Origin of the sequence: Enterobacter sp. WP_7_1, assembly GCF_003688535.1 — a bacterium.
GTDB classification, from domain to species: domain Bacteria; phylum Pseudomonadota; class Gammaproteobacteria; order Enterobacterales; family Enterobacteriaceae; genus Enterobacter; species Enterobacter asburiae.
The window spans coordinates 611,327-625,951 of record NZ_REFK01000001.1 but is presented as its reverse complement, the minus strand read 5'-3'; the positions used below and the strand labels follow the sequence as shown (position 1 = coordinate 625,951).

Here is a 14,625-nt window from a genome sequence, read left to right as displayed (position 1 = left end):
CAGCCGGTACTCTTCAAAAAACAAAAATCAATAATAATAACGGTTACGGGTGCTACGTTTTAACTTCTGATATTTATTCCAGACCTTACGGGCATAGACCATACGCTGCGGGTAATTCTCTTTTTTCAGACCCGCGTTATAGGCGCCGACCGCCTCCCAGTTATAGCCATAAACTTTAATCATTCCGGATAATATCGATGCGCCAACCATAATCGAGGTGCAGGGCTCGGTAATTAACCGGTACTCATTAATGCCTTTTCGCTCCAGCTCGGAAAAATGTGAACTGTTAATCTGCATCAGGCCGACATCACGCGTGCCATCATTATTCTGTCCAATCGCATTGGGATTCATTCCCGATTCAACATTAGCAATGGCATACAGCAGATAAGGATCCACATGGTAATAACTGGCGGCTTTATCCCAGCAGTTGGCAAAGACGCTATGACTTATTATCAGCAACAATAAAAATAACGTTTTCATTTTCAGTCCGGCTCTTTTTCATTGTCTCCTTACGCGCTTATTGCTCTGTTTCCTGATTTACGGTCCACGTCCGTCACGGGACGTGGACCGTGATGGCGGGCAAGTTCCTTACCCGCATCGTTATGGCAGTGACTTACTGGCAGTCAGCCGCAGGGCCTTTTTTCACCCAGACATCGCTGCTACCGGGTTTATCACCCTTCGTCCACCATTTCGCGGTGTAGGTGTAACCGTTGTAGGTAGTGGTGTCGCCGCCGTTATAGACCACGTCGGAGCGCCAGTTGAATTTCACCTGACTTACCAGCTCCCATGCATCCACACCGAAGCCCGGCTGGTTGCCCTGAGTCCAGTATTTTGCTTTCCAGACCAGGTTGTCGAAGCTGACGGTATTGCCCGCGTTGTAAACCTTGCTTGCGCTCCAGGCAGCGTATTTACTGGCGTTGGCGTCAACAGGCTTATCGCAGCTATTGGTGGCAGAACCTTCGTCAGACGGCGTATTGCCTTCATCAGATGGGGTGTTACCTTCGTCAGACGGCGTGTTGCCTTCATCGGAAGGGGTGTTGCCTTCGTCAGACGGCGTGTTGCCTTCATCGGAAGGGGTATTGCCTTCGTCAGACGGCGTTTCAGCCGCTTTAGGCGTTACCGTCACCTGTACGTTGGTCTGTACGCTGGACTTGCCATCGCTTACCACCACGGTCAGCGTGTAAGTAGATTCCGCGTCCACGTCCGGCGCGGTGATGTTCAGGTTCGCGGTGTCTGCGCCTGTCGCCTGCATATTCGCAGGAACGCTCCAGGAGTAGGTCAGCGCATCGCCATCAGGATCGTTAGCCTGAGCGTGCAGAGAGTAGCTCTGGCCCGCTTCCAGCGTCACGGCTTCCATCTGGTTCACGACCGGCGCCTGGTTTGCTTTCGGTGCTTTGTTCACGACCTGGACGTCAGCGGTGCTGCTCAACCCTTTCGCGTCAGTGACCGTCAGGCGGAACGCCAGAGTCTGGTTACTGGTGACAGCGGCAACGTTGAAGGTCGCTTTCGCTTTGGTGCTGTTGGTGAGGGTCACCGACGGGCCAGAGATCTGCGTCCACTTGTAGGTGATGGCATCGCCATCCGGATCGGTGGAAGCCGAGCCGTCCAGGGTCACCGTCGCCGGACCGGTTACGCTCTGGTCAGCGGCAGTCGCCACCGGCGCATGGTTGGTCACTACCGGATCAACCGGCGCAGCGCCGCCGCCTGTCAGGCTTTCATTCATCGCGTTCAGAATGTCTCCGGTATCGGAGTCGATAGACCAGGCAAACAGACCGCCCAGGTTTTTCGCCAGCACATACTGACCTTTCGCCGTTGCGGAACGCGCATCTTCATAAGTGATCAGATCGCCGGTGGTTTTGTTAAACAGATACGGTGCTTCAGCGGTAGCGTCATAGTTGTATTCCCAACCCGCTTTGCCTTTGTACTCGTTAACGATCTGACGATAGTCAACCACGCCCGGTTCCCAGGTCCCTTTCACCATGCCCGTTGCCGTGCCGGTGAACGGGTTGTTATTGCTGTAACCGTGAACGCCGGTCCAGCCGCGACCATACATAGCCGTCCCCACGACAATTTTGCCGGGCTGTACACCCTGCGCCAGCAGCGCATTCACGCCGTTTTCGGTGGTGTAATTGGTATCCGGTTTGTTCGCCGGCGCACGCAGTGCCGCCTGGTGACCCAGATCGGTATTGCTCCAGCCGCCGTAGAAGTCGTAGCTCATCAGGAAGATGTGATCCATGTACTGCTGGGCGGTGGTGTAATCAACGTCTTCAATTTTGTCGCTGCCTGAACCGATTGCTGAGGTCAGCTCAAAGGTACGGCCGGTTTCGGCTGACAGTTCATTCATCATGGCGCGCAGTTCGCGCATCAGTGCGGTATAAGTCTCTTTATCCTGCTGCGGGTTGCCCAGCGTTTCGTTCTGACCGCCGCCGCCCGGGAATTCCCAGTCGATGTCCACACCGTCGAAGAATTTCCAGGTTTTCAGGAAATCTTTCACGGAAGCCACGAAGCGATCGCGGATCGCTTTGTCATGCATTTTGAAGAACGGATCGGAGAGGGTCCAACCGCCGATAGACGGCAGCACTTTCAGGCCTGGATTGGCTTTCTTCATTGCCATCAGCTGGCCGAAGTTGCCTTTGTAGGGATCGTCCCAGCCGCTTACGCCAGCCTGAGGCTTCTGCAGTGCGGCCCACGGGTCGTGAATCGCCACCTGGAAGTCCTGACGGCCCGCACAGGCCCGCTTCAGTGCTTCGAAGCTGTTACCGCCTTCGATAGTTTTCAGGCTGTCGTTGATGCCATCGCCGCCGCAGATTGGAATGAAGCCATACAGAATGTGGTTAAGGTTAGCCGCCGGGATTTTATCCACCGGGAAATTACGGTCATAAACGCCCCACTCAGGGAAATAGGCACCGACCACTTTATCGGTGTGCTTAGAGAGGGTTTTATTATTTTCCTGCATGGTGGTGTTGAGCGGCAGCAGATGGCTACCGTCGGTATCCGCGACGATAATCAGTTTGCTGGCGCTGGTGCTGCACCCGCTGGCGTTGCAGAGTTCAACCGTTTCCTGATAGCGACCGCCTTTGGTCACTTTAAATGTTGCCGTGCCGGACATGCTGCCTGCACCGGTCCAGACGGTTTTGCCGTCGAGCAGCACTTTCGCAGAAGTCGGCGCCGCGCCGCTCCAGACATCCCACTGCACTTTAACATCGGCGCCATCATGGACTTTGACGAGGCTGTTGTACGCAGAAGCAGACTGATCGACTTCGACAATGGCAAATTTATCATTACCGCTGGCGATAGTTGCTTTACCTGGCACGGCTGCGAACACCGGGCTCGCAGCCGCTGCAACGAAGAGTGCCAGATATTTAGGCTTCAGAAATTTCATTATTTTGATCCTGATAATACGATTTTTGAAATTAAATACCCATGCTTTTCCATTAAACATGGACGAACGTTATTTACTGATAAATTAATCGTGAACGCTTCGGGTTCGCGAAAGACCTTCTTATTATTGCGCTGTACCTTCCTCCACTCATAAAACCTTCGACAAATGTTTTATTGCGTAGAGAAGAATACAGTGGAGAATTTATTTTATCCTTTCATTCCCCCGATGAAAAAACTTCAAAAAAAACTTGACTGCATTATTTAAAAGATGAGGTGTAAAATTTGCGAGATAAATACAACCAGCCCGGAAAACGCAATATATGGACCAAAGGAAATAAGGTTATTTTTATTCTCAAAGGGCTTTAACAGGCAATGCATGATAATGCCTCCCAGCGCTGCGATCAGCACAATAGAGGGTAACGCCTGCCAGCCGCACCAGGCGCCCAGCGCCGCCAGCAGCTTAAAATCACCAAAGCCTAATCCTTCCCGCCCGGTCAGCAGGCGGAATGCCCAGTAAACCAGCCAGAGCGACAGATATCCCGCCACCGCGCCATAGATAGCGTCGGTCAGCGGTAGCGTACGGAACAGGGCATGGAACATCAGCCCCGTCCACAGCAGCGGCTGGGTCAGGCAGTCCGGCAGCAGCATATGGCGCGCGTCGATCACCACCAGCGGCAGCAGCAGACTCCACATCACCCACAGCGCGATCAGCGCCAAAAACGACGGCGCCAGCGCGGCGCTGGCGGCAAAGAAGAGAGCGCTACAGACTTCCACCAGCAGCAGTCGCAGCGGAATCGCGCTATGGCAGTGGCGGCAGCGGCCGCGCAGCGCACACCAGCTAATGATGGGAATGTTTTCCCACGCGCTCAGGGCGTGGTGGCAATCCGGGCAGTGAGAGGCGGGAAAAAGCAGATTGCCTGCCCCCTCTTCTTCCATTACCAGCGGCGGAATACGCTCCGCCACTACGCCCAGGAAACTGCCGAGGATCGCGCCCAGCGCTCCGCTCATCACGCACAGACCCGGCAGATTCGCCTGCTGCAACAGCATTAGCGGGTTCATGCGCTTTTCGCCCAGCTCAGCGTAATGTGCGCTTTCACGTCACTCTGACGATCCACCGGCGTTAACGCGAGTTTCTCCAGATGGATACCGGAAGAGACGTTCATCTCACGCAGCCAGTTTTGCAGGGCAGAAACGTTGACGCGCTCGACATCAAAGGTCAGCGACTGCTCTTGCTGACGCACGTCTGTCAACGCGACGTGCACGACTTTGGCACTTTCCTCCACCACGCTGCGCGGGTTCGGGGTATTGACGATTCTGGACTGGAGATGGTTTTTATCAATTTCCTGGCGCATCCAGTTCAGCGTCTGCTTTTGCTTAAATAACACGGCCTCGTTATTTTTTATTAAAGTATCGAGCGGCATCATCGCGCCGTAATAAACCATCGCACAGCAGAGTGCCCCGCCGCAGAGTTTAAATAAATTACGCTCGCGTGGACTGTAATTTTGCCAGCGGTTTTTTAACTGGGCTATTTGCGTTTTCATTTATAGCTCCCGGTAATAATGGCGGTATAAGGCGCCTCGCCGGAAATCGGCTGCATCGTAAATTCAAAGGTTTCGGCGCTGCGGGCGACAAAATCCTGCAGGGTCTGTTTATCCATGGATTTCACATTCAGCGTCAGCTGATTTTGCGTTTCGTCATATTCCACGTTGTTAATCTCCAGAGACGGCAATGACTGCCTGATTTGATTCAGCGCTTCGAGCTGCAGGAAGACCCCTTTCTTCGCCTTGCTGATATTTTGCCCGACGTAGTACTTCAGGTTGCTGGTCTGGCGCAGGGTCGGGAAATAGTGCTGCGCTACGGTGGTCATCTCCTGGTGGATCTCGTTTTGCTGATGAGTGAGCATCCACGCCATACCAACGCGGGGGCCGATCAGCAGGCCGACGCAAAGCAGCGCCGCCGCCGCGAGGGCCTTTTTCGCGTGGCGAAAACGCGGGCCGCTGGCGTTGCGCCCGGAAAACTCCCCGTGCAGCATGTTGATACGACAGCCCTGCCACTGGGGCTGGATCAGCACCAGCGGATGCTGCCACGCCAGCCGTTCATCCACCTGTACCTCCTGCGGCACATCGCCGTAGCAGCACACCTCACCCGCCGGGCATTTACTCAACAGCAGCGGCAGCAGAACCGTATCGGCTTCGCCAGCGCTGCCGGGGGAAAAACGCAGCCAGTAGCTCTCCTCCAGGCTCACCAGCGTAGTGCCCCCTTCGCTCACCGGCAGCAGCCAGGCATCCGGCAGCGCCTGGACCACCGTGAGCCCCGCCTGAGCGAACAGCTCAAGCCAGTGGCGCAGACGATCAGCGTCGATGGCCACGGCATCCACCTCCGGCCCCTTTTTGTTCAGCACCGTCCAGTGCAGCGTCTCCACCTCGCCGAGCAGCGTCTCTTCCGCCATCCACGAGAACTGCGCCGTCTGGGCGGAGAGCCCTTTTTTCGGCAGGGTAAAATGACGAAAGATCGTCTCGCTCGCCGGCAGCAGCAGGCACACCTGCTGAGAAAGCGGATGGCAGGAAAGTTCGCTCAGTGCGCTCCAGCCCGTCAGATATTCCACCCGATCGTTACCGGATTCACACCACCAGATTTTGCCGTCCTCACGGGTGTCGGGACGAATAAAAAGCACCTTTTTCATTATCTTCATCTTATTCAACCATTCGGTAGCGGCGTAGCCAGGTCACGACCTTGCCAGCCTCACTGTCAACGTGAAGCTGGCTGACGACGCGCAGCGTTAAATCATCGGTATTGCCGGTGGTATCCACCCGAAAATAGCGACTGTTGACCGCAACCCTGTCCTGAATCTGCGCCAGGATATCTTTGGTCTGCGGATAGTTGCTCTCCAGCACTTTGCTGAATGCCTCCAGCGACGCCCACCCCTCCTCCGGGCGTGAATCGATCAGGCGGGCAGCGTCGTCCGTGTTTAGCACGCCGGTAAAAACCGCCGCCAGCAGCGGCGCCTGTTCGCGTGTTAAGGTATTCACATTTATGGTGCCATCCGTATCCGGCAAGGCGCACAGCAGCTTGCTGACCTTCGGCCACGCAGCCTGCGGAAAGGCGGGCAGCAGTCTGATTTCGTTGATGGTGCGCATCATTTGATTCGCCGGACCGCGGGCGGGCGTCACGCTCGCCCAGGCATCGGCCTCCTGGCCCTGTTTCGCCGTCACGTCGTCGGCGTCAAGATAATCCACCAGCTGCTGGTAAATCTCTTCTGCCGCCAGCGTACCGACGCCACTTTCTGTCAGCAGTTGTTCGATAATCTGCTCTTTGACCGGTTTTTCCGGCAGCGCAGTTGGGTCGGCCGGGGCCGCTGGCGCCGCGTCACCGGCCAGCAGACTATTGACGTTAAAGCAGGTCCGGGCATCCTCCACCTGACTCATCACGGTGTAATTATCCCCCTGGGTTTTCAGCGGCTGCGCCCAGTCCCCCTGCGGCGACAGCCCCGCCCCTTCTGAACTGGCCGCTTTCTGCAATACGTTTTCCAGTACCTTCTGTTGACGTGCAATGGCCCAGCGCAGCGTCTGCTGGCTGACCTGATAATGCGTTTTTTGCAGGTGGCGGCAGAACTGCTGACTGATTTTCGCCGCCAGGGCGGACATCATCACCAGCAGGATCAGCACCACCAGCAGCGCCACGCCACGCTCTTTTCGCGCTGTTTTGCCGCTCATGAACTCACTCCTGGCTCTACTGCCGTATCGGGCTGTGGGGTTGTTACGGGCTGGGCCGCATTCTCCGCAGCCGGCTGCGCCGGGTCCGCATTCGTGTCTTTTGGCGCGGTCTGGATCTCAGGCATATCGCCGGGAGTGATAAAAACCCAGCGCCAGGTTTCCCCGTTTTCCATGGTCAGATTCAGCTCAACGCCATCAGGCTGATGGCCGATGTCGGTCCATTTTTCCTGCCAGCCTTCGTGCCAGAAGCGCCATTTCATCTCTTTCACATCGCTCAAAATCGGCACTTCTTCCGGCTGCGCGCTGGCGGGACCGTCGATAGCAGCCCAGACGTTGCGCCACAGGCGCTTGTCCTTTAACGTCCAGCGCACCCGCTCCAGCTGCACCTGGCCGCTGATGCCGTTCAGGGTTGTCATTTCCACACCATTCTGCTGCTGGACGAACACCTCGCCGCTGTTGCGCGGCGCGCGCGCCTGCTGCTGATAAAAGTCTCGCGAGAGGAGGTTGTACGTGCGCTGAAGCGCCGTCACTTTTGTCGCCGCCTCGTCGCTGGCCGTCGAGGTGCGCATCGCGCCGTCGAGAGTTTGCCAGGCGAGAATGCTGATCACCGCGAAGATGGCCAGCGCAATCATAATTTCCAGCAGGGTAAAGCCCTGCTGACGCTGCACCTTACTCACGATCCACCTCCGGTTCGGCGAGCTGAAGCACCACCACCGGTTGCGCATCGCTTGCTTCGCTGTAAACCCGTACCTCATCGGCAAAGGTATTGTCGGCGGTTTTCACCCGCTGGATATGCCAGGTCCAGGTTTGTCCGCCCATGGTTTCGGTGCCCACCTGCTCGGCGTCCGGGAAATCGGTCTGAGCCAGCTGCGCTTGCGCCAGCTGATTTTCCGCCACCCAGCCCGCCTGCAGCGTTTCCGACAGGCTGTGGGTAAAGCGCACGTTCAGGGTGACGGAGTTCATCAGTGCCAGCGCCGCGGTGGAGAAAATCACCAGCGCCACCATCACTTCCAGCAGGGTCATCCCCTGCTCTTTGGTCTTGCGTTTAGTCATCGTTTTCCACCATCACGGGAACAGAGCCCTGTGACGTCACGTGAAAGCGCTGCTTTTTATCCAGGCTTTCGAGGCTGAGCGTGAAGCGGCTAAGCTCGCCGTCAGGCAAAAAAATGATTTGCGGTTCATCGTCCAGCGTGGCCGCCAGCGTTCGCGATGAGAGGGAGACATGCATCTCCTCAGGAAACTCACCGCGGGTGGCGATCCGCCCCGACTTTAACGGTGCCCAGTGACGTTCCCCGTTATTTCCAACCTGCGTCACCAGTTCAAATTCTGACGAGGTCATCACCAGCCCGACAATATTTCCGTCCATTACCGCACGGTCAGAACCATATTCAACGAGGGATTTTAGCTGCTGACCAAATGTATCTGCGCCGCTGCGTGATGGAATGGTGGTGACCACCATCATGGCGCTCAGGGCGAATATCACCAGCGCCACGATAATTTCCAGCAGGGTAAATCCACGTTGCTTATTCATTACTTATCTTTTTTATCAAAAGACCAGTTGCTGATATCGTCGGCAGTATTAGCTTCTGCATCCGGACCGGCTGAGAAAATATCGACAGCGCCATGCTCACCCGGGCTAACCAGAATATAGTCATTGCCCCATGGATCCTGCGGCAGGCGGCGAATATAGCCATCGTCACGGTAGCCTTTCGGAATGGGCGCAATTTCAGGTTTGGTCACCAGCGCCTGCAACCCCTGCTCGGTGGTCGGATAGCGATGGTTGTCGAGTTTGTACATATCCAGCGAACCTTCCAGCGCCACAATATCGCTGGTCGCTTTCTGAATATCGGCTTTTTCTTTATTGCCCATTAAATTAGGCACGACCATACTGGCCAGCACGCCGAGAATAACGATAACTACCATTAATTCGAGCAGCGTGAACCCCGCCTGACGCTTCAGGCTATTTTTTTTCAATGACATGATTAACCCACCATATTATTAAGTTGAAGAAGCGGTTGTAATATTGAAAGAACGATAAATAAAACAACGGTCGCCATAGTTACTACCAGTGCCGGTTCAAATACCGACAGCGTTAACGTAATTCGATGCTGTAATGCAGATTCCTGGTTTTCCGCCGCACGATCCATCAACGAGCCCAGCTCGCCGCTCTCCTCCCCGGAGGCCACCATGTAGAGCATGGTGGGTGGAAAAATTCTCGCCTGTTCCAGCGCGTTGTAGAGGGATGCCCCCTGGCGCACGGTGTCCGCCGCCTGCTCAAGCACCTGCCGGGCATAGAGGTTTTCAATCCCGTCCATCGCGATGTACATCCCCTCCAGCAGCGGAACGCTGCTCGCCTGCAAAATACTCAGCGTACGGATGTAGCGCGCGCTGTTGATGGCGCAGACCAATTTTTTCAGCGGTGACTTTAGCAACAGCCACCGATGATAAACAAATCGGTTCTTTTCTACTTTTATCCAAAATTTAAAGCTCGCCGACGCCCCGAACAGGCCGCCGGCGATAACGATGCCCCAGGCCTGTAAAAAGTCGCTCACCGCAATCAGCGTGCGGGTGGTCACCGGCAGCTCTTGTTTCATGTGGGTGAACTGGTCGATGACCTGCGGTACCACGGCGACCAGCAGAATAGAGATCACCGCGATCGCCACCACCGTCAGGGTAATGGGGTAGACCATCGCCTGAGTGAGCTTGCTTTTCATCTTCTGGCGCTGCTCGTTGTACTCGGCGAGCTTTTCCAGCACGCCACCGAGATGACCGGTCTTTTCACCGGCCATCACCAGGGTGCAGTAGAGCTTGTCGAAGCTGCGCGGAAACTGGCTGAAGGCGTCGAACAGCGTGTGACCTTCCACAATCTTGTCGCGGATCTCGCTCACCATCGCCGCCAGTGTTTTATCTTCCGTCTGCTTCGCAATCGCCTTCAGCGCACTCTCCAGCGGCAGCGCGGCATTGACCAGCGTTGCGAGCTGTCGGGTAAACATCGACAGCACCGGAATCGACAGTTTTGCCCCTTTACGGGCGTTTTTTCCCGCCGACGGCTCGCTGGTCGGCGCAATGTTCACTGGCATCAGCTTCTGTTCGCGCAGCATCTGGCGCACCTGCTTGGGCCCTTCGGCCTGCAGGGTGCCGCGCTGGGTTTTCCCCGCGGCGTCCGTCGCGGACCACGCATACCAGGCCATTACGCATCCCCCCCACGCTCGGCGGTGACACGCATGACCTCTTCCAGCGAGGTCACGCCGGAGATCACCTTCAGCAGACCGTTTTCACGCAGGCTGTAGGCCTCTTTGAAAAGCTGCGTTTCGATGGACATCTCATCTTTGTCTTCATGGATCGCACGCCGCATGGCGCCGTCGACCACCAGAAATTCATGGATGCCTGCGCGTCCCTGGTAGCCGCTCTGGCGACACTGTTCACAGCCCACGGCGCGATAAATCGCTTTCGGCGGCGTTTCCATAAAGGTGAACAGCGCTTTCTCATTGTCATCCAGCGGACTGGTCGTGCGACAGTGCGGACACAGCCGACGCACCAGACGCTGGGCAATGACGCCAAGCAGCGACGAACCGATTAAAAATGACTCCAGCCCCATATCACGCAGACGGGTAATGGCGCCCGCGGCACTGTTGGTGTGCAGCGTGGACATCACCAGGTGACCGGTGAGCGAGGCCTGTACCGCGATTTGCGCGGTTTCACCGTCACGAATTTCCCCGATCATCACCACGTCCGGGTCCTGGCGCAGAATGGCGCGCAGTCCGCGCGCAAAGGTCATGTCCACGCGCGGGTTGACCTGGGTCTGCCCGACCCCTTCAAGTTCATACTCGATCGGATCTTCCACGGTCAGAATGTTGCGTTCATGGCCGTTAAGCGCCGACAGCAGCGCGTACAGGGTGGTACTTTTCCCCGAACCGGTCGGGCCGGTCACCAGGATGATGCCGTGCGGACGTTCAATCAGTCCCTTTAACTTCACCAGCTCTTCGTCAATCAGACCGAGCTTGTTGATGTCCGGCTTAAGGTTGCTTTTGTCCAGCAGACGCATCACCACGCGTTCGCCGTACTGAGACGGGATAGTGGAGACACGCACGTCAATGGCCTTACGACCAATGCGCAGCGAGATACGACCGTCCTGGGGGAGACGTTTTTCGGCGATGTCCAGTTTGGACATCACTTTGATACGCGACACCAGCAGCGGTGCGAGCTTGCGCGCCGGCTGCAGCACCGGACGCAGCACGCCGTCAACGCGAAAACGAATGCTCAGGGTGCGCTCGAAGGTCTCAATGTGAATATCGGAGGCCCCCTCTTTCACCGCTTCGCCCATAATGGCGTTGATCAGGCGGATCACCGGCGAGTTCTCGTCGTTATCCAGCAGATCTTCGTTGTCAGGGATCTCCTCGGTTAACGCCATCAGGTCAATATCGGCGTCCATGTCGTCCACCAGCTGCTGCGAGACGCCGCTGTTCTGCTGCCAGATGTTGGTCAGCAGTTCGTCAAACGCTTCCGCCGTCAAGATCGTCGGGGCATAGGAGCGCCCCAGCACGCGGCGCATCTCCAGCAGGGCATACGCCTGCGCATCCTCGCGGATATACACCTCGTCGTTATAGAACAGGACCCCGTTCTCTTTCGCCCAAGTGCTGGTACAGAGCGCATTACTCATCTCGGTCATGTCGCTTGCGCCTTATTCTTTAAACGGATTGCGGGACGACACCGGCGCACTGGCGCTCACCGGCGCGGCGCGGCTCTGGGCCGGATAGGCTGGCAGCATCGGCGAATCAGCATTCTCTACGATGCCCAGCTTGTGCTCTTCCATACGCTGCTGCTGACGCGCCTGGATCTGCTCATATTTCTCTTTCGAGGCCGCGCCGTAGTTGTCGTCGTCGCGCAGTACGGTGGTGTGGATAAACACCATCAGGTTACGCTTGGCGCTGTCCTGGGAGGTATAGCGGAACAACTGCCCCACCACCGGAATATCGCCCAACAACGGCACTTTCGAGACCGACTGTTTGGTGACGTTTTCCATCAACCCCCCCAGCACCACCGTCTGCCCGCTGTGGACCATCACTTCGTTGTTGATGGTGCGGGTGTTGAACGTTGGGCCCAGGCTGGCATCGGCCGTCGAGGTGTTATCCACGCTGGAAACTTCCTGCTCGATCTTCAGATGGATCATGTCGCCATCGTTGATCTGCGGTACGATTTTCAGCTTCGTACCGACGGTTTTACGTTCCACAGAGTTAAAGACGTTATCGCCGCTGGTGGTCTGTGAACCGGAGAGGACCGGAACATCCTGACCGACGTTGAACGACGCCTCTTTGTTATCCAGCGTGACCACGCTCGGTGTCGACAGAATGTCGTTTTTGCCGTTAGTGGACAGCGCCGTCATCAGCGCGCCAAAGTCGCCGTTAAAGAAACCGGTCGCCAGGCCCGTATAGCTGCCAATGACTTTTGACTTCTTGATTTGGCTGATCGGCAGGCCGGTCGAACCAAACTGAACCCCGCCGTGTTTACTGGTCCACTGCACGCCAAGATCCAGACCGTTACCGTCCTGAACTTCGGCGATGATCGCCTCCACCAGTACCTGCGGACGGCGGATATCCAGCTTGTCGATCACTTTTTCCAGTGAATTCATGACGTTTGGCTGGGCGGTGATCACCAGCGAATTGGTAGACTCGTCGGCGGAAATATTCAGATCGCCTGCCATCGGCGCGGCTTTGCTCTTGCCTCCGCCCGCTTTATCCTTCAATTGCTCGCCGATCCCCGTCAGCACCGGCACCACTTTGCTGGCGTTGGCGTATTTCAGGTAGAAGACGCGGGTGTTGCCCTCGTTGTTCTGCTCGCGATCGAGCTGGGAGATCAGCGTCCGGGTGCGCTGACGCGCGTCCGGGCTGCCGCTGATCACCAGGCTGTTGGTTTCATCGTCGGCGACCACTTTGGTCGCCAGCTGCGGGGCATTTTGCCCTTTCTGCTCTTCGTTGTTGAGGTTGTTCAACATGTCAGAAAGCTCTTTGGCCGAGGCAAAACGCAGTGGCACGATTTCACGGCGCTGGACGCCGCTTTGATCCACACGCTGCACCAGATCCACCAGGCGGTTAACCACCGAGGCTTTGCCGGTTAACAGCAGCACGTTTGACGGTTCAAAATGAACCACGTTGCCGATGCCGGAGGCGTCGTTCAGCTGACGCAACAGGGGGGCCAGCTCGCGTACCGGGACGTTCTCCATCCGCACCACGCGGGTGATGACTTCGTCGCCTTTGCCGGGGTTTTTGCTGTCGGCAATCGGTGCGCCCGACATGCGGGCCACCGAAGAGCGCACGACTTTCACCATCCCGTTATCCATCGGAATCACCGACAGACCATAGAGATCCAGCACGCTCAGGAAGAACTGGTAATATTCATCTTCCGTCAGTACGTTGTAGGTGCGAACCGACACCGTTCCCTGAACGGAAGGATCGACCAGAATGGTTTTATTAAGGTTACGCCCGACGGTATCGATAAATTCGCGGACATCGGTATTTTTAAAACTGGCGCTAAAGTTCGCCGCGAACAGCGAACCTGAATATAACGACAATGCGGTCAGCGCTACGCACGCCCATGGAAATTTCTTCATGTCTGTACACTTATTAATTGTTTAGAACATTGACCCGAATATTTTCAAGGTGAGCGTGACGCCGAATAACGACATCCGCCTCTTTCATTTTTGACCAGCGGGCAACGAGCTCTTTTGCCTGCGCCTCTTTAGTCATGTCCACATCGTCAACTTTTACCACTACATCACTTTTTTCCAGGCCAGCATGGCTGTAGAAAGGCGACGCATTGCGTGGATTAATGTTGTAGCCTTCCAGCTGGCCTTTTTCGATTATTGGTTTTAACACCAGATAATCATCCAGATGCAGATTATCTAACCCTGCATCTTTCTTCGATTTGGTTACCGGGGCGCTGTCAACGCCGCCTTTAAAATAGTCTGGTTTTTTAAGTGAAATAACCTGCGGCGCGCCTTCATAATTCACCACAACATTATCAGGATGAATTTCGGCAATATAGGCATTGTCAAAACCGGCGAGCATTTCGCCCTCGCGATAGCTCTTTTGTCCGGCGGGGGTTTTTATCACCGCAAAGGACAGCCAGGCTTCATCGCTGCTGAGAATACCTTCTATTTCCGCACTGAGCGGCTTTTTCACCGCCGCTGGCTGTTTCGCTGGCATCACCGCCGGCGAAAAAAGTACAAACTGGTTTTCATCGTGACTTTTTTTTTGCATATTCTTTTTTGAATCAGATAACCTGTTCGTCACTTTTTTATAATCTTTATAAACCATATACCCTTGCTGGCTGCAGAATATAAGCAGCACAAACATGACGCAGGGCATAATCAATTGAGTAACAAATGACATACGCATTTTTTAACGAGCCTTTCTGCCAGTCAGTAATTCACAGCACTGGGCTGTATGAGTGAGTGGCGTAAATACTAATGTGTTTCCTCGCCTCCGCCCATTCACACTTCCGCTAACAATAATTTAGAAAAAGGTTGATCGTT

General features: G+C 55.7%; 14 protein-coding genes. All 14 read right to left on the bottom strand.

The annotated features are described in order from the left end of the window. Positions 1-27: 27 nt before the first annotated feature. The 14 genes from iagB to gspC all read right to left on the bottom strand — a co-directional run bounded on the left by iagB (position 28) and on the right by gspC (position 14,446). The gene (gene iagB, locus BJ885_RS03095; RefSeq protein WP_029739471.1) at positions 28-480 is read right to left on the bottom strand and encodes a type III secretion system invasion protein IagB; all 453 of its coding nucleotides are present in this window, start codon (positions 478-480) and stop codon (positions 28-30) included. Between the two features lie 133 nt (positions 481-613). Continuing rightward, the gene (locus tag BJ885_RS03090; protein ID WP_121931163.1) at positions 614-3,382 is read right to left on the bottom strand and encodes a glycosyl hydrolase family 18 protein; all 2,769 of its coding nucleotides are present in this window, start codon (positions 3,380-3,382) and stop codon (positions 614-616) included. Between the two features lie 260 nt (positions 3,383-3,642). Then, positions 3,643-4,440: an A24 family peptidase gene (locus tag BJ885_RS03085; RefSeq protein WP_121931162.1), complete on the bottom strand. Its 798-nt coding sequence runs from the start codon at positions 4,438-4,440 to the stop codon at positions 3,643-3,645. Continuing rightward, positions 4,437-4,922, bottom strand: coding sequence for a type II secretion system protein GspM (gene gspM / locus BJ885_RS03080; RefSeq protein ID WP_029739468.1), 486 nt, complete (start codon positions 4,920-4,922; stop codon positions 4,437-4,439). The genes BJ885_RS03085 and gspM overlap by 4 nt, the downstream gene beginning before the upstream one ends. Continuing rightward, a complete protein-coding gene (gspL, locus tag BJ885_RS03075) occupies positions 4,919-6,064 on the bottom strand; it encodes a type II secretion system protein GspL (RefSeq protein WP_121931780.1) in 1,146 nt (381 codons plus the stop codon). Before gspL ends, gspM begins: the two co-directional genes overlap by 4 nt. A 10-nt stretch (positions 6,065-6,074) precedes the next feature. Beyond that, the gene (gene gspK / locus BJ885_RS03070; protein ID WP_121931161.1) at positions 6,075-7,094 is read right to left on the bottom strand and encodes a type II secretion system minor pseudopilin GspK; all 1,020 of its coding nucleotides are present in this window, start codon (positions 7,092-7,094) and stop codon (positions 6,075-6,077) included. Beyond that, positions 7,091-7,771: a type II secretion system minor pseudopilin GspJ gene (gene gspJ / locus BJ885_RS03065; protein ID WP_121931160.1), complete on the bottom strand. Its 681-nt coding sequence runs from the start codon at positions 7,769-7,771 to the stop codon at positions 7,091-7,093. Before gspJ ends, gspK begins: the two co-directional genes overlap by 4 nt. Continuing rightward, the gene (gspI, locus tag BJ885_RS03060) at positions 7,764-8,147 is read right to left on the bottom strand and encodes a type II secretion system minor pseudopilin GspI (protein WP_121931159.1); all 384 of its coding nucleotides are present in this window, start codon (positions 8,145-8,147) and stop codon (positions 7,764-7,766) included. The genes gspJ and gspI overlap by 8 nt, the downstream gene beginning before the upstream one ends. After that, positions 8,140-8,625 (bottom strand): type II secretion system minor pseudopilin GspH, encoded by a 486-nt coding sequence (gspH, locus tag BJ885_RS03055; protein ID WP_047648210.1) that lies wholly within the window; start codon positions 8,623-8,625, stop codon positions 8,140-8,142. The genes gspI and gspH overlap by 8 nt, the downstream gene beginning before the upstream one ends. After that, complete coding sequence (gspG, locus tag BJ885_RS03050) at positions 8,625-9,074, bottom strand: type II secretion system major pseudopilin GspG (RefSeq protein WP_029739462.1); 450 nt, start codon at positions 9,072-9,074, stop codon at positions 8,625-8,627. The genes gspH and gspG overlap by 1 nt, the downstream gene beginning before the upstream one ends. Before the next feature lie 2 nt (positions 9,075-9,076). Continuing rightward, positions 9,077-10,285: a type II secretion system inner membrane protein GspF gene (gene gspF / locus BJ885_RS03045; protein WP_121931158.1), complete on the bottom strand. Its 1,209-nt coding sequence runs from the start codon at positions 10,283-10,285 to the stop codon at positions 9,077-9,079. Beyond that, positions 10,285-11,763 carry a type II secretion system ATPase GspE gene (gene gspE / locus BJ885_RS03040; RefSeq protein WP_121931157.1) on the bottom strand — a complete coding sequence of 493 codons (1,479 nt, stop codon included), beginning with the start codon at positions 11,761-11,763 and terminating at the stop codon, positions 10,285-10,287. Before gspE ends, gspF begins: the two co-directional genes overlap by 1 nt. 12 nt (positions 11,764-11,775) lie before the next feature. Then, the gene (gspD, locus tag BJ885_RS03035) at positions 11,776-13,701 is read right to left on the bottom strand and encodes a type II secretion system secretin GspD (protein ID WP_121931156.1); all 1,926 of its coding nucleotides are present in this window, start codon (positions 13,699-13,701) and stop codon (positions 11,776-11,778) included. A 13-nt stretch (positions 13,702-13,714) separates the two neighbouring features. Beyond that, a complete protein-coding gene (gspC, locus tag BJ885_RS03030) occupies positions 13,715-14,446 on the bottom strand; it encodes a type II secretion system protein GspC (protein WP_121931779.1) in 732 nt (243 codons plus the stop codon). Positions 14,447-14,625: the final 179 nt, after the last annotated feature.